Source organism: Actinomycetospora sp. CA-053990 (assembly GCF_050948445.1).
Taxonomy (GTDB): domain Bacteria; phylum Actinomycetota; class Actinomycetes; order Mycobacteriales; family Pseudonocardiaceae; genus Actinomycetospora; species Actinomycetospora callitridis.
Window position 1 is genome coordinate 3,475,484 of sequence record NZ_CP192043.1, and the last position, 20,210, is coordinate 3,495,693.

The 20,210-nt window shown below is 73.9% G+C and carries 20 protein-coding genes, 1 pseudogene and 1 riboswitch; of the genes and pseudogenes, 11 read left to right on the forward strand and 10 right to left on the reverse strand.

Annotation, left to right across the window (positions count from 1 at the left end):
• The first annotated feature begins 2 nt into the window (after positions 1 to 2).
• From ACQPYN_RS17880 to ACQPYN_RS17925, 10 genes are all read left to right on the forward strand, one after another.
• Complete coding sequence (locus ACQPYN_RS17880; RefSeq protein ID WP_433025492.1) at positions 3 to 467, forward strand: PPOX class F420-dependent oxidoreductase; 465 nt, start codon at positions 3 to 5, stop codon at positions 465 to 467.
• An 18-nt stretch (positions 468 to 485) separates the two neighbouring features.
• Positions 486 to 1,841 carry a hemolysin family protein gene (locus ACQPYN_RS17885; RefSeq protein ID WP_433025495.1) on the forward strand — a complete coding sequence of 452 codons (1,356 nt, stop codon included), beginning with the start codon at positions 486 to 488 and terminating at the stop codon, positions 1,839 to 1,841.
• Complete coding sequence (locus ACQPYN_RS17890) at positions 1,838 to 3,019, forward strand: hemolysin family protein (RefSeq protein ID WP_433025497.1); 1,182 nt, start codon at positions 1,838 to 1,840, stop codon at positions 3,017 to 3,019. The genes ACQPYN_RS17885 and ACQPYN_RS17890 overlap by 4 nt, the downstream gene beginning before the upstream one ends.
• Positions 3,016 to 3,990 carry an NAD(P)/FAD-dependent oxidoreductase gene (locus ACQPYN_RS17895; protein WP_433025500.1) on the forward strand — a complete coding sequence of 325 codons (975 nt, stop codon included), beginning with the start codon at positions 3,016 to 3,018 and terminating at the stop codon, positions 3,988 to 3,990. Before ACQPYN_RS17890 ends, ACQPYN_RS17895 begins: the two co-directional genes overlap by 4 nt.
• 367 nt (positions 3,991 to 4,357) lie before the next feature.
• Positions 4,358 to 5,140, forward strand: a complete 783-nt coding sequence (locus tag ACQPYN_RS17900) for a hypothetical protein (RefSeq protein ID WP_433025503.1) — start codon at positions 4,358 to 4,360, stop codon at positions 5,138 to 5,140.
• 122 nt (positions 5,141 to 5,262) lie between these two features.
• Entirely contained in the window at positions 5,263 to 6,567 is a 1,305-nt protein-coding gene (locus ACQPYN_RS17905) for an MFS transporter (RefSeq protein WP_433038938.1), read from the forward strand.
• A 115-nt stretch (positions 6,568 to 6,682) separates the two neighbouring features.
• Positions 6,683 to 8,092: an APC family permease gene (locus ACQPYN_RS17910; RefSeq protein WP_433038940.1), complete on the forward strand. Its 1,410-nt coding sequence runs from the start codon at positions 6,683 to 6,685 to the stop codon at positions 8,090 to 8,092.
• A complete protein-coding gene (locus ACQPYN_RS17915; RefSeq protein ID WP_433025506.1) occupies positions 8,089 to 8,880 on the forward strand; it encodes a universal stress protein in 792 nt (263 codons plus the stop codon). Before ACQPYN_RS17910 ends, ACQPYN_RS17915 begins: the two co-directional genes overlap by 4 nt.
• A 50-nt stretch (positions 8,881 to 8,930) precedes the next feature.
• Entirely contained in the window at positions 8,931 to 9,158 is a 228-nt protein-coding gene (locus ACQPYN_RS17920) for a helix-turn-helix domain-containing protein (RefSeq protein ID WP_433025509.1), read from the forward strand.
• Positions 9,159 to 9,160: 2 nt separating this feature from the next.
• Complete coding sequence (locus tag ACQPYN_RS17925; protein ID WP_433025512.1) at positions 9,161 to 9,715, forward strand: Clp protease N-terminal domain-containing protein; 555 nt, start codon at positions 9,161 to 9,163, stop codon at positions 9,713 to 9,715.
• Between the two features lie 55 nt (positions 9,716 to 9,770).
• Here ACQPYN_RS17925 and gcvP read toward each other — a convergent pair whose 3' ends face one another.
• From gcvP to ACQPYN_RS17970, 9 genes and pseudogenes are all read right to left on the reverse strand, one after another.
• Positions 9,771 to 12,701, reverse strand: coding sequence for an aminomethyl-transferring glycine dehydrogenase (gene gcvP, locus ACQPYN_RS17930; RefSeq protein WP_433025515.1), 2,931 nt, complete (start codon positions 12,699 to 12,701; stop codon positions 9,771 to 9,773).
• Positions 12,702 to 12,919: 218 nt separating this feature from the next.
• A riboswitch (glycine riboswitch) is annotated at positions 12,920 to 13,024 on the reverse strand.
• Positions 13,025 to 13,100: 76 nt separating this feature from the next.
• Positions 13,101 to 13,715: a MerR family transcriptional regulator gene (locus ACQPYN_RS17935; RefSeq protein WP_420791795.1), complete on the reverse strand. Its 615-nt coding sequence runs from the start codon at positions 13,713 to 13,715 to the stop codon at positions 13,101 to 13,103.
• Between the two features lie 186 nt (positions 13,716 to 13,901).
• Positions 13,902 to 14,375, reverse strand: coding sequence for a bifunctional nuclease family protein (locus ACQPYN_RS17940; RefSeq protein WP_133828637.1), 474 nt, complete (start codon positions 14,373 to 14,375; stop codon positions 13,902 to 13,904).
• A 135-nt stretch (positions 14,376 to 14,510) separates the two neighbouring features.
• Positions 14,511 to 14,936, reverse strand: a complete 426-nt coding sequence (locus ACQPYN_RS17945) for a hypothetical protein (protein WP_433025519.1) — start codon at positions 14,934 to 14,936, stop codon at positions 14,511 to 14,513.
• 158 nt (positions 14,937 to 15,094) lie between these two features.
• Positions 15,095 to 15,394 (reverse strand): annotated as a pseudogene (locus ACQPYN_RS17950) (MerR family transcriptional regulator); the annotation flags it as partial.
• Complete coding sequence (gene garA, locus ACQPYN_RS17955) at positions 15,391 to 15,858, reverse strand: glycogen accumulation regulator GarA (RefSeq protein ID WP_274190505.1); 468 nt, start codon at positions 15,856 to 15,858, stop codon at positions 15,391 to 15,393. The pseudogene ACQPYN_RS17950 and the gene garA, both read right to left, overlap by 4 nt.
• Before the next feature lie 256 nt (positions 15,859 to 16,114).
• Positions 16,115 to 16,504, reverse strand: a complete 390-nt coding sequence (gene gcvH, locus ACQPYN_RS17960) for a glycine cleavage system protein GcvH (protein WP_433025523.1) — start codon at positions 16,502 to 16,504, stop codon at positions 16,115 to 16,117.
• Between the two features lie 108 nt (positions 16,505 to 16,612).
• Positions 16,613 to 17,191 carry a CDP-alcohol phosphatidyltransferase family protein gene (locus ACQPYN_RS17965; protein ID WP_433025526.1) on the reverse strand — a complete coding sequence of 193 codons (579 nt, stop codon included), beginning with the start codon at positions 17,189 to 17,191 and terminating at the stop codon, positions 16,613 to 16,615.
• 39 nt (positions 17,192 to 17,230) lie between these two features.
• Complete coding sequence (locus tag ACQPYN_RS17970) at positions 17,231 to 17,980, reverse strand: SDR family oxidoreductase (protein WP_433025529.1); 750 nt, start codon at positions 17,978 to 17,980, stop codon at positions 17,231 to 17,233.
• A gap of 23 nt (positions 17,981 to 18,003) precedes the next feature.
• On the opposite strand from ACQPYN_RS17970, the gene ACQPYN_RS17975 reads away from it, so the two are divergent.
• A complete protein-coding gene (locus ACQPYN_RS17975) occupies positions 18,004 to 19,164 on the forward strand; it encodes a glycosyltransferase family 9 protein (RefSeq protein ID WP_433025532.1) in 1,161 nt (386 codons plus the stop codon).
• 32 nt (positions 19,165 to 19,196) lie between these two features.
• Here the strand turns inward: ACQPYN_RS17975 and selD are convergent, their stop codons facing one another.
• The gene (gene selD, locus ACQPYN_RS17980; protein ID WP_433025535.1) at positions 19,197 to 20,204 is read right to left on the reverse strand and encodes a selenide, water dikinase SelD; all 1,008 of its coding nucleotides are present in this window, start codon (positions 20,202 to 20,204) and stop codon (positions 19,197 to 19,199) included.
• Positions 20,205 to 20,210 lie beyond the last annotated feature (6 nt).

Sequence of the window (20,210 nt, forward strand, 5' to 3'; positions counted from 1 at the left end):
GTGTGGTGAACGTGGCGACGAACGACCGGGTGGGGCGCGAGGAGCTCGACGCGTTCCTGCGCACCCGGCACAAGGCGATCGTGGTGACGCGCCGCTCCGACGGCGGTGACCAGACCTCCCCGGTGACGCTGGGCATCGACGCGGAGGGCCGCCTGCTCGTGTCCACCTACCCCGAGCGGGCGAAGGTGACCAACGTGCGCCGCGACCCCCGGGTGGCGATGTGCGTGCTCTCCGACGACTTCGACGGCCCCTGGGTGCACGTCGAGGGCACCGCCGAGGTGCTCGACCTGCCCGACGCGCTCGAGCCGCTCGTCGAGTACTTCCGCTCGATCTCCGGCGAGCACTCCGACTGGGACGACTACCGCGAGGCGATGGCCCGCCAGGGCAAGAGCCTGATCCGGTTGACGGTGCAGCGGTGGGGCCCCATCGCCACGGGCGGGTTCCCCGCCCGGTTGGCCGGAAGCTGACGGGGGACCCGGTACTCCGTGGACGTCCTCCTGTCGGTGCTCGGACTCATCGGGTTCGTCGCCGTCACCTTCGGCACCGCGATCTTCGTGGCCGCCGAGTTCTCCCTGACCAGCCTCGAGCGCAGCCAGATCGACAACCACGTCGACGAGGTCGGCGACCGGCGCTCGAAGATCGTGCAGCGCGCGCACCGCAACCTGTCGTTCGAGCTCTCCGGGGCCCAGCTCGGGATCACCATCACGACGCTGATCACCGGTTACCTCTCCGAGCCCGCGATCGCGACCCTGATCTCCCCGCTGCTCGAGGACCTCGGCCTGCCGCCCGGCGCCGCGGGCGGGACGGCCTCGGTGATCGCGCTGGTCTTCGCGACCGCGCTGTCGATGGTCTTCGGCGAGCTGGTGCCGAAGAACCTCGCCATCGCCCGCCCGATGAGCACGGCGCGGATGGTGGCCGGCATCCAGGCCGGCTTCTCCCGGGTGCTCTCGTTCTTCATCGGCGGGCTCAACGGCTCGGCCAACTGGATCGTGCGGCGCCTGGGCGTCGAGCCGGCCGAGGAGCTGCGCTCGGCGCGCTCGCCCCAGGAGCTCGGCTCGCTCCTCACCACCAGCGCCCAGCAGGGCACGATCGACGAGGGCACCGCCGAGGTCATGGCGCGCTCCCTGCGGGTGGGTGAGCGCCGCGCCGACGAGCTGATGACCCCGCGCGTGCGGGTCGAGTCGCTGTCGCAGGACGCGACGGTCGACGACATGCTCGCGGCGACGGTGCGCACCGGCTTCTCGCGCTTTCCCGTCGTCGACCGCGACCTCGACGACATCCGCGGTGTCGTCCACGTCAAGCAGGCGTTCTCCGAGCCCCGCAACCGGCGCTCGACCACCAAGCTGCGCAACCTCATGCGCACCGCCACCACCGTCCCAGACTCCCTCGACGGCGACGAGCTGCTCGACCGTCTGCGCGGGGCCGGGCTCCAGATGGCGCTCGTGGTCGACGAGTACGGCGGCACCGCGGGCATCGTCACGCTCGAGGACCTCGTCGAGGAGATCGTCGGCGACGTCCGCGACGAGCACGACCGCGGCGAGGCGGCCCGGGTGCGCGACGAGGGCGAGGACAGCTGGATCGTCTCCGGGATGCTGCGCTCCGACGAGATGGCCGAGGTCGTGGGCTGGTCGTTCCCGGAGAGCGAGGTCTACGAGACGCTCGCGGGCTACATCACCGCGGAGCTCCAGCGGCTGGCCCACGTCGGCGACGCGGTCACGCTCGACGACTGGCAGCTGATCGTCACCCGCGTCGACGCCCGACGCATCGCCGAGGTCCGCGTCGTGCGACCACCCAAGGTGCCCGCCGCGGTCGCCGTGAGCGGCGAGGAGGCCTCCCCGTGAGCGACGGCGTCGCCCTGCTCCTGATGTTCGCCCTGCTCGGGGCGAACGCGTTCTTCGTCGGCGCGGAGTTCTCGCTGATCTCCGCACGCCGCGACCGTCTCGAGGCCCTGCACGCCGAGGGCGCCGCGGGCGCCGGGACCGTGCTGCGGGCCTCCGAGCACCTCTCGATGATGCTGGCCGCCGCCCAGCTGGGCATCACGATCTGCTCGCTGGCGCTGGGCTCGCTCGGGGAGCCCGCGGTGGCCCACCAGCTCGAGGTCGTCCTCGAGCCGATCGGCGTCCCGTCGTTCCTGATCCACCCGATCGCGTTCGTGGTCGCGCTGACGATCGTCACGATCCTGCACATCGTGATCGGCGAGATGGTGCCCAAGAACATCGCCATCGCCGGGCCCGAGCGCACCTCGCTGTGGCTCGTACCCGCGCTCGTCGCGTTCCTCAAGGTCACGCGCCCGGTGATCGTGGTGCTGAACTGGGTCGCCAACCACATCCTCAAGGCCTTCGGCGTGACACCGGTGGACGAGCGCGAGTCCGCCTACACCCCGCAGGAGATCGCGGGGATGCTCTCGGAGTCCCGCGCCGAGGGCCTGCTCGACGCCTCGCAGACCCGCCGGCTGACCCAGGCGCTGAGCTCGGCGGAGCACACCGTCGCCGACGTGCTGATCCCGCTGGACCGGGTCACCGTGCTGCCCCCGAACCCCACGGTCGGGGCCGTGGAGGAGGCCGTGGCCCGCACCGGGTTCTCGCGCTTCCCCGTGCAGGCGCCGACGGCACCCGACGCGCACCCGCGCCTCGGCACCGACGCGATGGAGCCGGGCACCACCCCGATCACGCCGGAGGGCGAGAACACCGACCACGCGCCGGTCGTCGAGCTCGCGGGGTACCTGCACGTCAAGGACGTGCTCGACCTCGGTGACGGCGACGGCGACGGGGCCTCGGACGACGAGGCCGCCGACCGCCCGGTGCCGGCCGAGAGGGTGCGGGCCCTCCCGGAGATCTCGCTGTCGGCGCCGGTGGACGAGGCGCTGGCGGCCCTGCGGCGCGAGGGCTCGCACCTCGCCCGCGCCGTGGACGCCGACGGCTCCACGGTCGGGCTGGTGGCCATGGAGGACCTCGTCGAGGAGTACGTCGGCACGGTCCGCGACAGCACGCACGTGACGAGGTCGGGGGCACGCTCGTGACGTCTCCCGAGATGCGGCGCGAGGTCCTGGTCGTCGGCGGCGGCATCAGCGGCATCGCCTGTGCCCGCGCGCTCACCGAGGCCGGCACGCCGGTGCGGGTGCTGGAGCGCTCGAAGCGCGTTGGCGGCCGGATGGCGGCGCGACCGCTCCCGGAGGGAGCCGAGCACGTCGTCGACCTCGGCGCCGCCTACTTCACCGCGCGCGACGGCGAGTTCGTCGCCGTCGTCGAGGACTGGCAGCGGCGGGGGCTCGCGGTCCCGTGGACCGACACGCTGGCCGCCCGCGGCGAGGACGGCACGTGGTCGTCGACGTCGGGCCCGCAGCGGTGGTCGGCGCCCGGCGGCCTGCGCTCGCTGGTGGCCGACCTCGCCGAGGGGGTCACGGTGAGCACCGGCCACACGGTGTCGTCGGTGACGCCCGGGCCGGCGGTGGACGGGAAGGCGGCGTGCGCCGTCGTGCTCGCCATGCCCGACCCGCAGGCCGCCCGCCTGCTCGATCCCGCCCTGCGCGCGAGCGCGGCCGTCGCCGACCGGGCCTGGAACCCCGTCATCTCGGTGGCCCTGGGCTACGGGCACCGCGGCTGGGAGCGCCTGCCGGCGGCGTTCGTCAACGGCCACCCCGACGTCGACCTCATCGCCGACGACGGCGACCGCCGCGGCGACGGTGCCCCGGTGCTCGTCGCGCACTCCACCGCGGAGCGGGCGCGCCGGCACCTCGACGACCCCGACGGCGCGATCGGCCCGGTGGTCACCGCGGTCACGGAGCTGCTCGGCCTGGACGAGGCGCCGGCCTGGACCCACGCGCACCGCTGGACGTACGCGAGCCCCGCGCAGCCGCACGAGGAGGAGTTCTCCCTCGACGACGACCTCGTCGGGCTCTGCGGCGACGGCTGGGGCAGCCCGAAGGTCGAGACCGCGTGGCGCTCGGGCACCCTGCTCGGCCGGGCGATCGCGGCCCGCGTGGCGTGCTGACCGGCCACTGAGCAGCCGCTGACCGGCCACTGACCGGCCACTGACCGGCCGCCGTCGCACTGCGGGACCCGGTCGTCGCGGCCCGTGACCGCCGACCGCGGAGTTCCTCCCGTCCGCCGTCGGGGAGGCAACCCGGCCTGGTCGACGCGTCCGGTTCGTCTACTCTCGCTCACGGAACGGTTACGAGAAGGTCACGGCGCTCCCCACGACGGACCTTCGATCTCCCCGACCGGCAGCACCGACCCCGACGGTGTCGCCAGGCCGTTCCGTGATCGGAAGGCAGAACGTGACACGGCAACGCTCCCCCTGGGGCCGTGACGCAGAGGCAGGCACGAGCCGACGCGAGCCCCGAACGGTCCCCTTCGTCATGCCCGAGGGCGCCGTCCGCGGCGCGTCGCGCCACCGCTCCCCCGCCCGCTCCGCGATGCGCCACGGCGCCGTCGCGGCCGGGCTCACCGGCAGCGCGCTCGCCCTCGTCGGCCCGGCGGTCATCGCCCTGCCCGACCAGGACCCCCAGGACGCGGCCACCACGCTCGAGCTCTCCGCGCAGGGCGCCTCCCTCGCCGACACCGCGTCGGCGTCCTCGTCGTCCGTCGGTTCGGCCGTCACCCCGGTGAGCGAGCCCTCCCGCGGCGCCGCGTCCGCGGACCTCATCAAGGCCGCCGAGCGCGACCGCGCGGCCGACGCCGCGACGGCCCGCCAGGCCGCGGCGGATGCCGCCGCGCAACGGCAGAGCCAGCAGGCCGCCGCCGAGCAGGAGCGCACCGCCTCGGTGACCGGGTGCGGCGCGTCCGGCTCCTACGGCGGCGTCGCCGACTCCGTGCAGGAGGTCGGCAACGCGATGGAGTGCGTCTTCCCCGGCCACGACGTCCTGGGGGTCGGCAGCCGCGGCAACGCCTCGGACCACCCGAGCGGCTACGCGCTGGACTTCATGACCACCAGTGGCGACGCGATCGCCGACTGCGTCATCGACAACAAGGGCGACCTCGGCGTCGAGTACGTGATCTGGAACCAGCGCATCAACACCGGCTCGGGCTGGGAGAGCATGGAGGACCGTGGCGGCGCCACCGCCAATCACGAGGACCACGTCCACATCTCGTTCGAGCGCGGCGGCTCCCCCGACGTCTCGGCCCTGCGCAGCTGCGGCTGATCCCGCTCTTCACACGACCGTGACTCACCTGGTCCACTGAACGGGTGTCGACGGAGACGAGCGGGTCGAGCACGGACAGTGAGCTCGGGCGGCGGACGGTGCGCCGGGTCGTCTGGCGGCTGATGCCCCTGCTGGGGCTGCTGTACTTCATCAACTACCTCGACCGCGTCAACATCGGCTTCGCCGGGCCGAACGGCATGAACGCCGAGCTCGGCATGACCGCGACGGTCTTCGGGCTCGCGTCGGGCATCTTCTTCGTCGGGTACCTGCTGCTCGAGGTGCCGAGCAACCTCGCGCTGCACCGCTTCGGCGCGCGACGGTGGATCACCCGGATCCTCGTGTCCTGGGGCATCGTCGCCTCGATCATGGCGTTCGCGCCGAACGCGACGGTGCTGATCGTCCTGCGCTTCCTGCTCGGCGTGGCCGAGGCCGGCTTCTTCCCCGGCATCATCCTGTATCTGACCTTCTGGTTCCCGGCCGAGTACCGGGCGCGCGCGGTCGGCTGGTTCATGGTCGCGGTGCCGATCTCGACCGCGGTGGGGTCGACGGTCAGCGCCCTGATCATCTCCGTGGGCGACGGCCTCTTCGGGCTCTCGGGCTGGCGGGTGATGTTCCTGCTCGAGGGCATCCCCGCGATCATCCTGGGCATCGTCACGTTCTTCGCCCTCACCGACCGTCCGGAGCAGGCGACGTGGCTGTCCGAGGACGAGCGGACGTGGCTGAGCCGGCGGCTGGCCGCCGAGTCCGCCGAGGTGGAGGCCGCCGACCACTGGACCCTGCGCCGGGCCCTCACCGCGCCGCGCATCCTGGTGCTGGCCTTCGTCTACTTCGGCGTCACCTACGGGCTCTACGCGCTGGGCTTCTTCCTGCCCACGATCGTCTCCGGGTTCGAGCAGCAGTTCGGGACCAAGCTCGGCATCGTCGAGAAGGGCCTGGTCACGTCCGTGCCGTACGCGGTGGCGGCGATCGGCATGGTGCTCTGGAGCCGCGCGGCCGACCGCTCCGCCGCCCGGAGCGACGGCGGCTTCCTCGCCGGCGAGTCCGGACGGCGCTGGTGGCTCGCCCTGCCCATGATCCTCGGAGGGATCGCCATCCCGATCGCGCTCTACCAGAGCAACCCGTTCTGGACGATGGCGGCCGTGACGGTCTGCGCGGTCGGCACCTGCTCGGCGCTGCCCACCTTCTGGCCCCTGCCCTCGCAGTTCCTCACCGGGGCGGCCGCGGCCGGCGGCATCGCCCTGATCAACTCCCTGGGGAACCTCTCGGGCTTCGTCGCGCCGTACGTCACCGGCGGGCTCGCCGACCTCACCGGCAGCCAGCGTGCGGGGCTCTGGGTCGTCGGTGTCGTGACGATCCTGGCCGCCGTCCTCGCGCTGGTCGCCGGGCGCACGCGTCACCCTTCCGCCGTAGCGGACTCCTCGGGTTAAGCTCCCCGCCACCCGCTCGACGGCGACGCGGATCACCACCTGACCGAGGCCCTGAGGGGGACGTGTGCCCGGACCGGACCGCACCGCCTGGTTGCGGCGCAAACCGATCGCCACCATGGCGGCCGAGACCGGCGCGGACGCCTCCGCCGGCCACGAGGGCGGGGACCTCAAACGCTCGATCGGGCTCGGTCAGCTCGTGGCCATCGGCATCGGGTCGACGGTCGGCACCGGCATCTTCTTCGTGCTCTCCGAGGCCACCCCGAAGGCCGGGCCCGCGGTGGTCCTGTCCTTCGTGATCGCCGGGATCACCGCCGGGCTGACCGCGCTCTGCTACGCCGAGCTGGCCTCGGCGGTGCCGGTGTCCGGGTCGTCGTACTCCTACGCCTACGCCACCCTCGGCGAGGCGGCGGCGATGGGCGTGGCCGCCTGCCTGATCCTGGAGTACCTCGTCTCGTCGGCGGCGGTCTCGGTGGGCTGGTCGGAGTACCTCAACGCCCTGCTCCAGAGCACGGTCGGCGTCCGGGTGCCCGAGGCGCTGTCCGGGGCGCCCGGCGCCGGCGGCATCGTCAACCTGCCGGCGATCGTGCTCGTCGTCCTGTGCACCCTGCTGCTGATCCGCGGGGTGAGCGAGTCGGCCACGGCGAACGCGATCATGGTGGTCATCAAGCTCGCGGTCCTGCTGCTGTTCGTCGGGCTGGCGTTCACCGCGTTCTCCGCCGACAACTTCGCGGAGTTCGCGCCGCTCGGCGTCGGCGGCATCGGCGCGGCGGCGGGCACGGTGTTCTTCTCGTTCATCGGTCTCGACGCCGTGTCGACGGCCGGCGAGGAGGTCAAGGACCCGCGGCGCACGCTCCCCCGCGCCCTGATGCTCTCCCTCGTCGTCGTCACCGTGATCTACCTGCTGGTGGCCGTCGCGGCCCTCGGCGCGCAGCCGTGGGAGCAGTTCGAGGGCCAGGAGGCCGGGCTCGCGGCGATCCTCACGCAGGTGACGGGCGCCAGCTGGCCGGGGATCGTCCTCGCGGCGGGCGCCGTCATCTCGATCTTCAGTGTCACCCTGGTGACGATGTACGCCCAGAGCCGGATCCTGTTCTCGATGAGCCGCGACGGGATGCTGCCGCCGCTGCTCTCGCGGGTGAACCCGCGCACCCTCACCCCCGTGCCCACGACGGTCCTCGTCGGGATCGCCGTCGCCGTGCTGGCCGGTCTGGTGCCGCTCGACGTCCTCGCCGACCTCGTCAGCGTGGGGACCCTGGTGGCGTTCAGCGTCGTGTCGATCGGGGTCATGGTGCTGCGCCGCACCGCGCCGGACCTCCCCCGCGGCTTCCGCGTGCCCGGTTACCCGGTGACGCCGGTCCTCTCGATCGCGGCCTGCGTCTACCTCATCCTCGGGCTCTCCTGGATCACCCACCTCGTGTTCGTCCTCTGGCTGGCGGTCGCCCTGATCTTCTGGTGGTTCTACGGGGCCCGCCACTCACGGCTCATCGGCACTCCGGCCAGGTCGACGGACGAGGAGGCGTCATCGTGACCGTGCTCGTCGGGCACATGCCCGGGTCCGACCCCGACGCCGCGGTCTCGCTCGGGGCGCGGCTGGCGCGGGTGATCGGTGGCCCGCTCGTCGTCTGCACCGTCTCGCCGCCCGGGCACGACGAGGCCGCGGAGGTGACCCCCGAGATCGAGGGTGTCGACGTCGAGGTCGAGCACATCGAGGACCGCTCGGTGCCCGGCGGCCTGGCCCGGGCCGCGCACGCGCGCCAGGCCGACCTGGTCGTGCTCGGCGACGGCCCGCCGCGCCCGGGATCGGTCGGCGCCCGCCTCGCGCGGGCCGCCGACGTGCCCGTCGCGCTCGCCGGGCACGTCGCGCTCACCGACGGCCCCGTCACCCGCGTGACCTGCGCGTTCGGCCCCGGGCGCCGCGCCCGCGGCGTGCTCGCCACGGCCGCCGACCTCGCCCGCCGCGCCGACGCCGCCCTGCGCGTCGCGTCCTTCGCCCCGCAGCGCGGGCCGACGGTGCCGCCGGAGGCGAGCCTGCACGCCGAGCGGGTGGTCGTCGAGCAGTGGCGCGAGCAGATGATCGGCGCGCAGCGCGAGGCGCTCGAGGGCCTGGGGATCGCCGGCGCCGAGACCGTCGCGGTCGCGGACGACACGGTCGAGGAGGCCGTGCGGTCGCTGGAGTGGGGCGAGGGTGACCTGCTCGTCGCCGGGGCCTCCCCCGCCGGCGCCGCCACCCGGCTGCTCATCGGCGACCCCGGGGCCGCCGTCCTCGAGGCCTCGCCCGTGCCGATCGTCCTGTCCCCGGGGGCCACGGCGCTCTGACTGTCAACGTCGGTTGACATGCCGGGCCGTGTCAACCTAGATTGACACGTATGGCTGATGCGACGGCGGTGGCGGCGGCGGCGTCCTCGCGGGACCCGGCGACGGGGCTCGCGGCGGTGGTGTCCCTGCGGGCGCTCCTCGAGTCCCTGGAGGAGCTGCAGGTCCGCAACGCCCGCGACCAGGGCTGGTCCTGGCAGCAGATCGCCGACGGGCTGTCGGTCAGCCGGCAGGCGGTGCACAAGAAGTACCGCCGGCACGGGAACCTCGAGGAGGCCTGACCATGTTCGAACGATTCACCGATCCGGCGCGCCGGATCGTCGTGCTGGCCCAGGAGGAGTCCCGCGAGCGCGCCGACGACCACATCGGCAGCGAGCACCTCCTGCTCGGGCTCTGCCGGGCGGGCGACACCCGCGGAGCAGCGCTGCTGGCCGCCCGCGGGGTGACCCTCGCGGTGGTCGAGGAGGACCTGCGGCGCGCGGGTCCTCCCGACCTGCCCGACCGCGAGGCGCTGGCCGGCGTGGGTATCGACCTCGACGAGGTCCGCGCCCGCGTCGAGGCGGCCTTCGGCCCGGGCGCGCTCGAGAACACCCGGGCCGCGGGCGGTCGCCGCCGCCGCCTGTGGGGTCACATCCCCTTCGACCGCGGCGCGAAGAAGGTCCTCGAGCTCGCCCTGCGCGAGGCGGTGCGCCGCGGCGACCGGGCCATCGGCTCCGAGCACGTCCTGCTGGGCATGCTCCACCGCGAGACCGGGCGCGCGGCTCCCGTGCTGCACGCCCGGGGCGTCACGCTGCACGGGATCCGCGCGGCCCTCGACGAGTGGCCTACGGCCATGTGAGCAGTGAGAAGCGCTAGAGCACTCCACACTGCTCACGAGCGCCGGAGGCGCACCCTTACTCCGCGAGCTCCTCCAGCGGCGGGCAGGAGCAGACGAGGTGGCGGTCGCCGTGGGCGGCGTCGATGCGCCGCACCGGGGGCCAGATCTTCGTCGGGCGCCCGCCGGCCGGGAAGGCCGCCTCCTCGCGAGAGTAGGCGTGGTCCCACGCCCCGCCCAGCACCGAGCGGGCGGTGAAGGGCGCGTGGACCAGCGGGTTGTCGTCCGCCGGCCACTCCCCCGACTCGACGCGGGCGATCTCGCCGCGGATCGCGATCATCGCGTCGATGAACCTGTCGATCTCGGCCAGGTCCTCGGACTCGGTCGGCTCGACCATGAGCGTCCCGGCCACCGGGAACGACATCGTCGGGGCGTGGAAGCCGTAGTCGGCGAGGCGCTTCGCGACGTCGTCGACCGTGATGCCCGAGGCCTTGGTCAGCGGGCGCAGGTCGAGGATGCACTCGTGGGCGACCATGCCGCCCGGCCCGGTGTAGAGCACCGGGAAGTGCTCGTCGAGACGCTTCGCGACGTAGTTGGCCGCGGCCACGGCGGTCAGCGTCGCGCGGCGCAGCCCGTCGACGCCCATGAGCCGGACGTAGGCCCAGGAGATCGGCAGGATCGACGCCGAGCCCCAGGGTGCGCCGGCGACGGGGCCGATCCCGGTCTCGGGCCCGGCGGACGGCTGGGCGGGGTGGTTCGGCAGGAACGGCGCGAGGTGCTCGACGACGCCGACCGGGCCGACGCCCGGGCCCCCACCGCCGTGCGGGATGCAGAAGGTCTTGTGCAGGTTCAGGTGGCTGACGTCGGCGCCGAAGCGACCGGGGCGGGCGAGCCCGACCAGGGCGTTGAGGTTGGCGCCGTCGACGTAGACCTGCCCGCCGGCGTCGTGCACCGCCGCGCAGACCTTGCGGACGCGCGGCTCGTACACCCCGTGCGTCGACGGGTAGGTGATCATGATCGCCGCGAGGGTGTCGGCGTTCTCCCCGATGACCTTCTCCAGGTCCTCGACGTCGACGTCGCCGCGGTCGGTGGTCTTCACGACCTTCACCCGCATGCCCGCCGAGATCGCGGACGCGGCGTTGGTGCCGTGCGCCGACGACGGGATCAGGCACACGTCGCGGTGCTCGTCGCCCCGCGAGCGGTGGTAGGCGCGGATGGCCAGCAGGCCGGCGAGCTCGCCCTGCGAGCCGGCGTTGGGCTGCAGCGAGACCGCGTGGTAGCCGGTGAGGTGCACCAGCCAGTCCTCGAGGTCCGTGATCACCTGGAGCATCCCCGGCGCGTCGGACTCGGGCGCGAACGGGTGCAGGTCGCCGAAGCCGGGGTAGGTGATCGGCTCCATCTCGGCGGTGGCGTTGAGCTTCATCGTGCAGCTGCCCAGCGGGATCATGCTGCGGTCGAGCGCGACGTCCTTGTCGGAGAGCTCGCGCAGGTAGCGCAGCAGGGCGGTCTCGCTGCGGTGGCGGTGGAAGACCGGGTGGGTGAGGTACGACGACGTCCGCTCGAGCGTGGCGGGCACGGCGTCGGCGGTGGCGGCGTCGAGGTCCGAGACGTCGAGGTCGCCCGCGCCGAGGGCGCGCCACAGGGACCGCAGGTGCTCGCGCGTCGTGCGCTCGGAGCAGGAGACGCCGACGTGGTCGGCGTCGACCTCGCGGACGAGGATGCCCTCGGCGCGACAGGCGGCGACGGCGGCCGGGGCCTCGCCGGGCACGCGCACCAGCACGGTGTCGAAGAACTCGCGGTGCACCACCTCGACGCCGCCCTTGACCAGGCCGGCGGCCAGCACGGCCGCCATCCGGTGGGTGCGTCGCGCGATCGTCCTGAGCCCGGTCGGCCCGTGGTGCACGGCGTACATCGCGGCGATCACCGCGAGCAGGACCTGCGCGGTGCAGATGTTGCTCGTGGCCTTGTCGCGGCGGATGTGCTGCTCGCGGGTCTGCAGGGCGAGGCGGTGCGCGGGGTCGCCGTCGGCGTCGATCGACGTCCCGACGAGACGCCCCGGCAGCTGGCGCGCGAGGCCCTGGCGGACGGCGAGGAACCCGGCGTGCGGGCCGCCGAAGCCGAGCGGCACCCCGAAGCGCTGGGTGGAGCCGACCGCGACGTCGGCGCCCAGGTCGCCGGGCGGGGTGACCATGGTGGCGGCGAGCAGGTCGCAGGCGGCGATCACCGCGGCACCGCGGTCGTGCACGGCCTCGATCACCGCGCGGTGGTCGCGCAGCGCCCCGGAGGCGCCGGGCGCGGCGAGGAGGAGGCCGAAGAAGTCGTCCGTGGGTAGGTCACCGCAGACGTCGACGATCTGCAGCTCGATGCCCAGCGCCTCCGCGCGCGTCTCCAGCACCGCGACGGTCTGGGGCAGCGTGTCGGCGTCGACGAGGAAGCGGCTGGACTTCGTCTTGTCCGCCCGGCGCAGCAGCAGCATCGCCTCGGCCGCGGCCGTGGACTCGTCGAGCATCGAGGCGCCGGCGACGTCGAGGCCCGTGAGGTCGCAGACCATCGTCTGGAAGTTGAGCAGGGCCTCGAGGCGGCCCTGGCTGATCTCGGGCTGGTAGGGCGTGTACGCCGTGTACCAGGCCGGGTCCTCGAGGACGTTGCGTCGGATCACCGGCGGGGTCAGCGTGCCGTGGTAGCCGAGGCCGAGCATCGGCTCCAGCGTGGTGTTCCGCGCGGCCATCCCGCGCAGCTCGTCGAGCACCTGGGCCTCGGTCGCCGGGGGCGGCGGGGCGTGGCCGGTGGGGTCGTCCGACCAGTCGGCCGGGTCGGTGCGGATCGAGCTGGGCATCGCCGTGTCGGCGAGCTCCTCCAGCGAGCCGACGCCGATCGTCTCGAGCATCCGCGCGAGGCCCGCGGCGTCCGGACCGATGTGCCGGTCGGCGAAGGGCACCCCGTGCTCGAGCGCGGCGAGGGGAGCGGACTCCCAGGAGGAGCGGGCGGGCGAACCGTGCGGTGCGGACATGACGCCTCCGGTGGCAGGGCGAGCAGGGGCCTCGCACGCCGCGGACAGCACCATCATCGTGCCGTCCGTCGCGTACGGCCTCCCCCTCTGCCGCTGCCCGCTACCGTGCGGGCGCCTGAGAGCTTCGCCGGTGAGGTGGGCTCACCCTCGGCTTGCACCATCGGCGGGTGGTCGATCCCGGCCGGGGCCGGAACCGATCACCTCTTTCCAGAGGTCGTCTCCTCCGCGCGGTCTGGGATGCCTGAGAGGTTCCGGGGAGGAGTTGCTCCTTCGGCGCCTGCGGCCAGAGGCTTCTGTGTGCAGGTCTCTCCCGCGCGGTGTCCAAGTACGACGGGACGAGGGTAGCGCAGTCGGGCGGTCGGACCCAGCGTCCGCGTGGCCCGTGTCACCCGCTGGGTGTCAGCCGGCGGAGCGGGCTCCACGGTTGCGGCGCGAGGCCAGCTCGTCCTCCGGCGACGGGTCGACGACGGCGGTGTCGGCCCGCTCGGCGGGGAAGCGCGCGATGCTGCCGGAGATCTCCCGCATGGCCCCGCCGACGGCGATCCCGAAGACGCCCTGGCCACCCTGCAGCAGGTCGACGACCTCCTCCGGGGAGGTGCACTCGTAGACGGTGACCCCGTCGGAGAACAGGGTGATGCGCGCGAGGTCGCGCACGCCGTGGCGGCGCAGCTGCTCGACGGCGACCCGGATGTTGTTCAGCGAGACGCCGGTGTCGAGGAGGTTCTTGACCACCTTGAGCACCGCGAGGTCCTTGAACGAGTACAGCCGCTGGGAGCCGGAGCCCGTCGCGGAGCGGATGCTCGGGACCACGAGCTTGGTGCGCGCCCAGTAGTCGAGCTGGCGGTAGGTGATGCCGACGATCTGGCACGCGGCGGGCCCGCGGTACCCGACGACGTCACCCGAGGGCGGCCCGTCGCCGAACACTTCCTCGGCGAACAGCGAGCCCTGCTCGCCCTCCGGACCGAGGGGCTCGAGCTCGGGGCCGGCGGGTCCGCCGTCCTGACCACCGCTCACCGATTGCCTCCCTCGTTCCGTTGTGGCGCCGACGGTACGAGCGGCGGAGATGGGGGTCAACGCGACGCGCGGCGACTCTCGACCTTGACTTCAGGGTGAGAGTACCGCCCCCGTACTTCGCGCCGTCCGACGGCTGACGTCACGCGACGAAGGAGCGTGAGGTCAGCGCTCGGACCTGGCGCGACACTAAGTATCCGCCCCGCGGAAGTCCTCGGGGGACACGGAGTCGAGGAACTCGCGGAACTTCTCGACCTCGTCCTCCTGCTCGTCCGGGATCACCAGACCGGCCTCGGAGAGCACACCCTCCTCGGCGTGGATCGGCACACCGACCCGCAGCGCGAGGGCCACCGAGTCGCTGGGGCGGGCGGAGACGCGGATGTCGCCGTCGAACACCAGCTCGGCGTAGAAGGTGCCCTCCTGCAGGTCGATGATCCGGACCTGCTCGAGCCGGCGATCCAGCGCACCCAGCACGTCCTTGAGCAGGTCGTGGGTGAGCGGGCGGGCGGGCTTGACGCCCTGCTGCTCGAGGGCGATCGCCGTGGCCTCGACGGAGCCGATCCAGATCGGCAGGTACCGGTCGCCCTCGGCCTCCCGGAGAAGGAGGATCGGCTGGTTCGCGGGGAGCTCGACCCGAACCCCCACGACACGCATCTCGCTCATGCGGCTCGCCTCCTTCGATCGACGGATCGAGACGCTACACGCTCGGGAACCCCCGCGCCCGAGTCCGCGAGGGCGTCCGCGGGCTCCGTCGCCCAGCGGGCCGAGGGCCGTGTGACGCCCTCGTGACGGGCCGGTTCAGCGCTTGAGACCGTGGCGCAGGCCCGACCCGACGAGCAGCGCGTGCAGGCGTCCGGAGAGCGCCGCCAGCTCGGCCGAGAGCTCCTCGGCGCGGCGCGCGGCCTCGGGGCCGCGGCTGCGGGCGACGGGGGTGACGAGCTGGGCGAGCAGGCCCACCTCGCGGTCCGCGCTGGCGCGCGCCGAGCGCAGCAGACGCGGCTCGACGCCGAGACGCGCGAGCGAGGCCGCGGTGCGCGCGACCAGGACGTCCTCGGGCTCGTAGCGGCCGTCGGCGTCGGCACGCAGGATGCCGTGGTGCTCGAGGCCGTCGAGCAGCGAGGCGTCCACGCCGTCCTCGGCGAGCAGCACGTCGCGGCTCACGGTGTCCCCGCGCGCGGTGCGGGCGCCGTCGGGGTCCTCGTCGGGCTCGACGCGGTCGGCCACCGAGGCGAGGCTGCGCACGCGGGCGGTGGCCGCGGCGCTCGGGCCGGCGGGCGTGGTCGGGCCACCGGGGCCACCGGGGCCGCCCGGTCCCCCGGGCCCCCCGGACTCGGCGGGGCCGCCGTCGCGAGCGCGCCGTCGACGCCGCCCGGGGTCTCCCCCGGCAGCGTCGGGCCGCCGTCGACGGGGTTGCGGTCGAACTCGTCGAGCCGGGCCCGGATGACCTTGAGGGGCAGGTAGTGGTCGCGCTGCGCGGACAGCACGAAGCGCAGGCGCACGACGTCGGCGTGCGAGAACTGCCGGTAGCCCGCCGGGGTGCGCGCCGGACGGATCAGGCCCTCGGACTCGAGGAACCGGATCTTGGAGATCGTGATCTCCGGGAAGTCGGCACGCAGCGCGTCGAGCACCGAGCCGATCGAGAGGGGGGATCCCCCCGGCTCGGACAGCCCGGCGGCGGTCACTCCAGCCCCGCCCCCGCCCCGGCCGACCCGCCGTCACGGGGACCGGTGAGGAAGACGAGGCGGAACTTGCCGATCTGCACCTCGTCGCCGTTGGCGAGCACCGCGGTGTCCACGGGCTCGCGGTTGACGTACGTGCCGTTGAGGCTGCCGACGTCCACCACCACGAACTCCGCGCCGTCGCGGCGGAACTCCGCGTGCCGGCGGGAGACGGTGACGTCGTCGAGGAAGATGTCCGAGTCGGGGTGCCGCCCGGCGCTCGTGGTGTCGCGGTCGAGGAGGAAGCGCGACCCGGCGTTGGGGCCGCGCTTGACCACCAGCAGCGCGGAGCCCGTGGGCAGCGCGTCGACCCCGGACACCGGGGCGCCGCGGGACTCGGTCTCGGGCTCGGCCAGGAAGTCGGCCCGGAAGACCGACGTCGTCTCGCCCTGACGCTCGGGGGGGACCGGGGGACCGCCTGTGCTCACCGTGCTCCTCCGTCGTGTCGTGCTCGGTCTCGTGCGTGATCGAGGTGTCCCGCCCGCCCCCGGCCGGCTCCGGGACCCTGGAAGGGGCCCCGTCCCCGGCCTCGGTGACGGATCGTCGCGAGGTGGCCGTCACGGTACCGGTCCCCGTCACGGGGTCGAGGCCCTCCCCACCCACCGTGAGCGAGAGTCCGCGTGCTGTGGCGGAGCGTCAACGGTGACGGCCGTCCGGGCTCCACGGACGAGGGTCCGCGGACGGTCAGGAGCCGTCGATGATCTCCTGGTAGGCGGCCGCGTCGAGCAGGTCCTCGAGGGCGCGCGCGTCGGGCAGGCGCAGTTCCATCATCCAGCCCGAGCCGTACGGGTCGGAGTTGATGAGCTCCGGGGTGTCCGCCAGCCCGTCGTTGACCGCGGTGACCTCGCCGTCGAGCGGCGCGTAGATCTCCGAGACCGACTTGGTGGACTCGACCTCCGCGACGGACTCGCCGGAGGACACCGTCGCCCCCACCGAGGGCAGCTGGACGTACACGACGTCGCCGAGCTGGTCCTGGGCGTAGTCGGTGATGCCGACGCGGACGACCGACGGGTCGGCCTCGCTCGTGGTGATCCACTCGTGCTCGGCGGTGTAGCGCAGGCCCTCGGGGACCACCGGCGACTCCTCACGTCAGGGGTTGGTGCTCGGTGCGGCCCGGCTCCCCGGGCGGCGGCGGCAGGCTAGAGCGCCGGACACCGGCGGGCCAAGCCGGGACCGTGCACGTCACGCCGTCGCGACCGGGGAACGCACGAGTTGGACGAGGTAGAGCGCGCCGGACCACAGGTGCAGTGCGACCCCCCACACCGTGAACGCGTAGGCGAACGGGCGGGCGATGTCGGCGCCGGCCCAGTCCATCTGCGCGAGCAGCAGCAGCGGGAACGCGTAGAGCAGGTTGAGCGTCGCGGCCTTGCCGATGTAGAGCACCGGGAAGGCCAGGTAGCCCTTGCGTCGCAGCAGCGGCAGCGCGAGCGAGACGACGAGGTCACGACCGATGATCAGCACCAGCACCCACCACGGCACGATCCCGCGGATGAGGAACGCGACCAGCGTCGCCACGGTGTAGAGCCGGTCGGCCAACGGGTCGAGCAGCTCCCCGAGGCGGCTGTACTGGTCGAGGGCGCGCGCGAGCCGGCCGTCGAGCCAGTCGGTGATCCCGCTGGCCACCAGGACGACGAGCGCCCAGCCGTCGGCCTGCGGCCCCAGCAGCAGCCAGAGGAACAGCGGCACCCCGAGCAGGCGCACGAAGCTCAGCGCGTTGGGCACGGTGAGCCATCGCTCGCCGGCGAGCTCGCGGAGGGTCACGGCGGCGAGTATCCCCCGGACCCTCCGGGCACAGCAGGGTCAGCGCGCCGTCCAGCCCATGTCCATCGTCACCGGGGATCCGGTGAAGGTGGACCCGGCCGGGGTCTGCAGGAACGCGACCACGTCGGCCACCTCGGAGGGCTCGATCAGCCGCTTGCGGGCGTGCGGGGTGAGGATGACCTCCTCGATCACCCGGTCCTCGCTGATCCCGTGGGCGCGGGCCTGGTCGGCGATCTGCTTCTCGACCAGCGGGGTGCGCACGTAGCCGGGGCAGACGGCCGTGGCGGTGATCCGGTCCTCGGCGCCCTCGAGCGCGAGGGTCTTCACCAGCCCGAGGACGCCGTGCTTCGCCGAGACGTAGCCCGCCTTGTACGGCGAGGCGGCCAGGGCGTGCGCCGAGGCGATGGCGACGAAGCGCCCGCCCTCCGGGGCCGCGCGCAGGGCCTGCCACGCGTACTTGGCCAGCAGGAACGGGCTGGTCAGCAGGATCGCCTGGAGGGCGTCCCAGCGGTCCTCGTCGAAGTCGGCCACCGGCGAGACGTGCTGGAAGCCGGCGTTGGGCACGACGAGGTCGAGGCGGCCGAACTGCTCGAGCGCCGTGTCGATCGCGGCGCGGTTGCCCTCGCGGGTGGTGAGGTCGGCGCCGAGGGAGGGGCCGGGGAGGGTCTCGTCGGCCTTGAGGTCGACACCGAGGACCGACCACCCGTCCCCGTGGAGGCGATCGACGATCGCCCGGCCGATCCCGCTGCCCGATCCGGTCACCACCGCTGCGCGCTGCTCTGCTGCCATACCCCGACCGTAGGCTCTCGGCCGTGATCGTTCCCGGCTCGAGTGTCGAGCCCCGCTCTTCGGCTTCCCGCGCGACGTCCCCCGCGGCCGGTCCCGCCCTCGGCCTGCCCGCCACCCCCGCTCCCCCGGTCCCCGACGTCCGGCGCCTCGCGGTGCTGCGGGCCAACGGCCTCGGCGACTACGTCGTCGCCGAGCCCGCGCTGGCCGCCCTGCGCGCCACCTACCCCGACGCCGAGATCACGCTGCTCGGCGCCCAGCACCACGTCGGGCTGCTCGCGGGCCGGCCCTCGCCGGTCGACCGGGTCGTCACCGTGCCCCTGATGCCCGGCGTGCGGGTCGGTCCCGAGCCGGACGCGAGCGCGGACGAGGTCGAGGCCTGGGCCGTCGAGCAGCGGGCGTACGGCTACGACCTCGCGGTGCAGATGCACGGCGGCGGGCGGAACTCCAACGCGCTGCTGCTGCGGCTGGGCGCCCGCGTGACGGCGGGGTCGGCGACCCCGGACGCGCCGCGCCCCGACCGCTGGGTGCCGTACTGGCCCTTCCAGCACGACACCGTGCGCTGGCTCGAGGTGGCCGCCGCCGCCGGGGCCACGCCGACGCGCGTGGAGCCGAGCGTCGAGGTCACGGCCGAGGATCTCGCGTCCTCGCGCACGGTGGTGCCGGCCGGCGACGCGCCGCTGCTCGTCGTCCACCCCGGCGCCACCGACGCGCGGCGCTGCTACCCGGAGGAACGCCTCGGGGCGATCGCCCAGGACCTCGCCGATCGCGGTGCCCGGGTGGTCGTCGCGGGCGGGCCGTCGGAGGCCGAGCGGGTCGCCCGCGTGGTCTCGGGCATGCGCTCGACCCCCGAGACGGCCGTGGGCACCCTCGACCTGCCGGGCCTGGTCGGGCTGCTGTCGCGCGCGACGCTGGTGCTCGGCAACGACTCGGGGCCGCGGCACCTCGCGGGCGCCGTCGGCACCCCGACCGTCGCCGTCTTCACCTACGCCAACCTCGCGGACGTGGCGCCGCTGACCCGCGTCTGGCACCGGGTGCTCGTCTCCTGGCACGGCGGGTGCCGGGTGTGCGGGATGCGGGTGCTCGACGGCTGGTGCGGGCACGAGGAGAGCGCGACCCACGACGTCGACGTCGCCGAGGTCCGCGAGGCCGCGCTCGACCTCTGGGAGCAGACGCTTCGCACGTGAGTGATCTGGGTCGTCAGGACGACCCGGATCCCTCACGTGACGCGGAGCGTCATCCCCTCCTCGGCGGCGACGATCTCGCCGATCACGGGGTGGCCGGGGATCTCGCCGGCGAGCAGCAGGCCGCCGGAGGTCTGGGCGTCGGCGAGGAGCAGGGCCATCGTGTCGTCGACATCGAGGCGCGCGTGGGGGCGCACCCAGTCGAGGTTCCGCCGCGAGCCGCCGGGCACGTAGGCGTCGCGGGCGGCCTCGCGGGCGCCGTCCAGGAACGGCACCGCGCTACTGTCGATCACCGCGGTGACCCCGGACGCCCGCGCGAGCTTGTGGGCGTGGCCGAGCAGGCCGAAGCCGGTGATGTCGGTGCCCGCCCGGATGCCCGCGGCCACGGCGGCGCGCGAGGCCTCGGCGTTGAGCGTGGTCATCACCTCGACGGCCGCCGCGAACGACTCGCCGGTGGCCTTGTGCCGGTTGTTGAGCACGCCGAGGCCGAGGGGCTTGGTCAGCGTCAGCGGCGTGCCCGGGCGCGCGGCGTCGTTGCGGATCAGGGCCTCGGGGTCGGCGATCCCGGTGACCGCCATGCCGTACTTGGGCTCCGGGTCGTCCACCGAGTGCCCACCGGCGACGTGGCAGCCGGCGAGGTCGGCCACCGCCAGGCCGCCGCGCAGGACCTCGGCGGCGAGGTCGTAGGGCAGCACCTCGCGCGGCCAGCACAGCAGGTTCAGCGCGATCACCGGGCGCCCGCCCATGGCGTAGACGTCGGAGAGGGCGTTGGCCGCCGCGATCCGTCCCCAGTCGTAGGGGTCGTCGACGACGGGGGTGAAGAAGTCGGTGGTCGCGATCAGCGCGAGGCCGTCGCGGATCCGCACGGCGGCGGCGTCATCCCCGTCCTCGAGCCCGACGAGCAGCTCGCCCTCGCGCGTCGTCGACGGCGACGGCATCAGCCCGCGCACCACGTCCTCGAGCTCGCCGGGCGGGATCTTGCAGGCGCAGCCGCCGCCGTGGGCGTAGCCGGTGAGGCGCGTGGCCGGGGACGTCGCGGTCATGCCCCC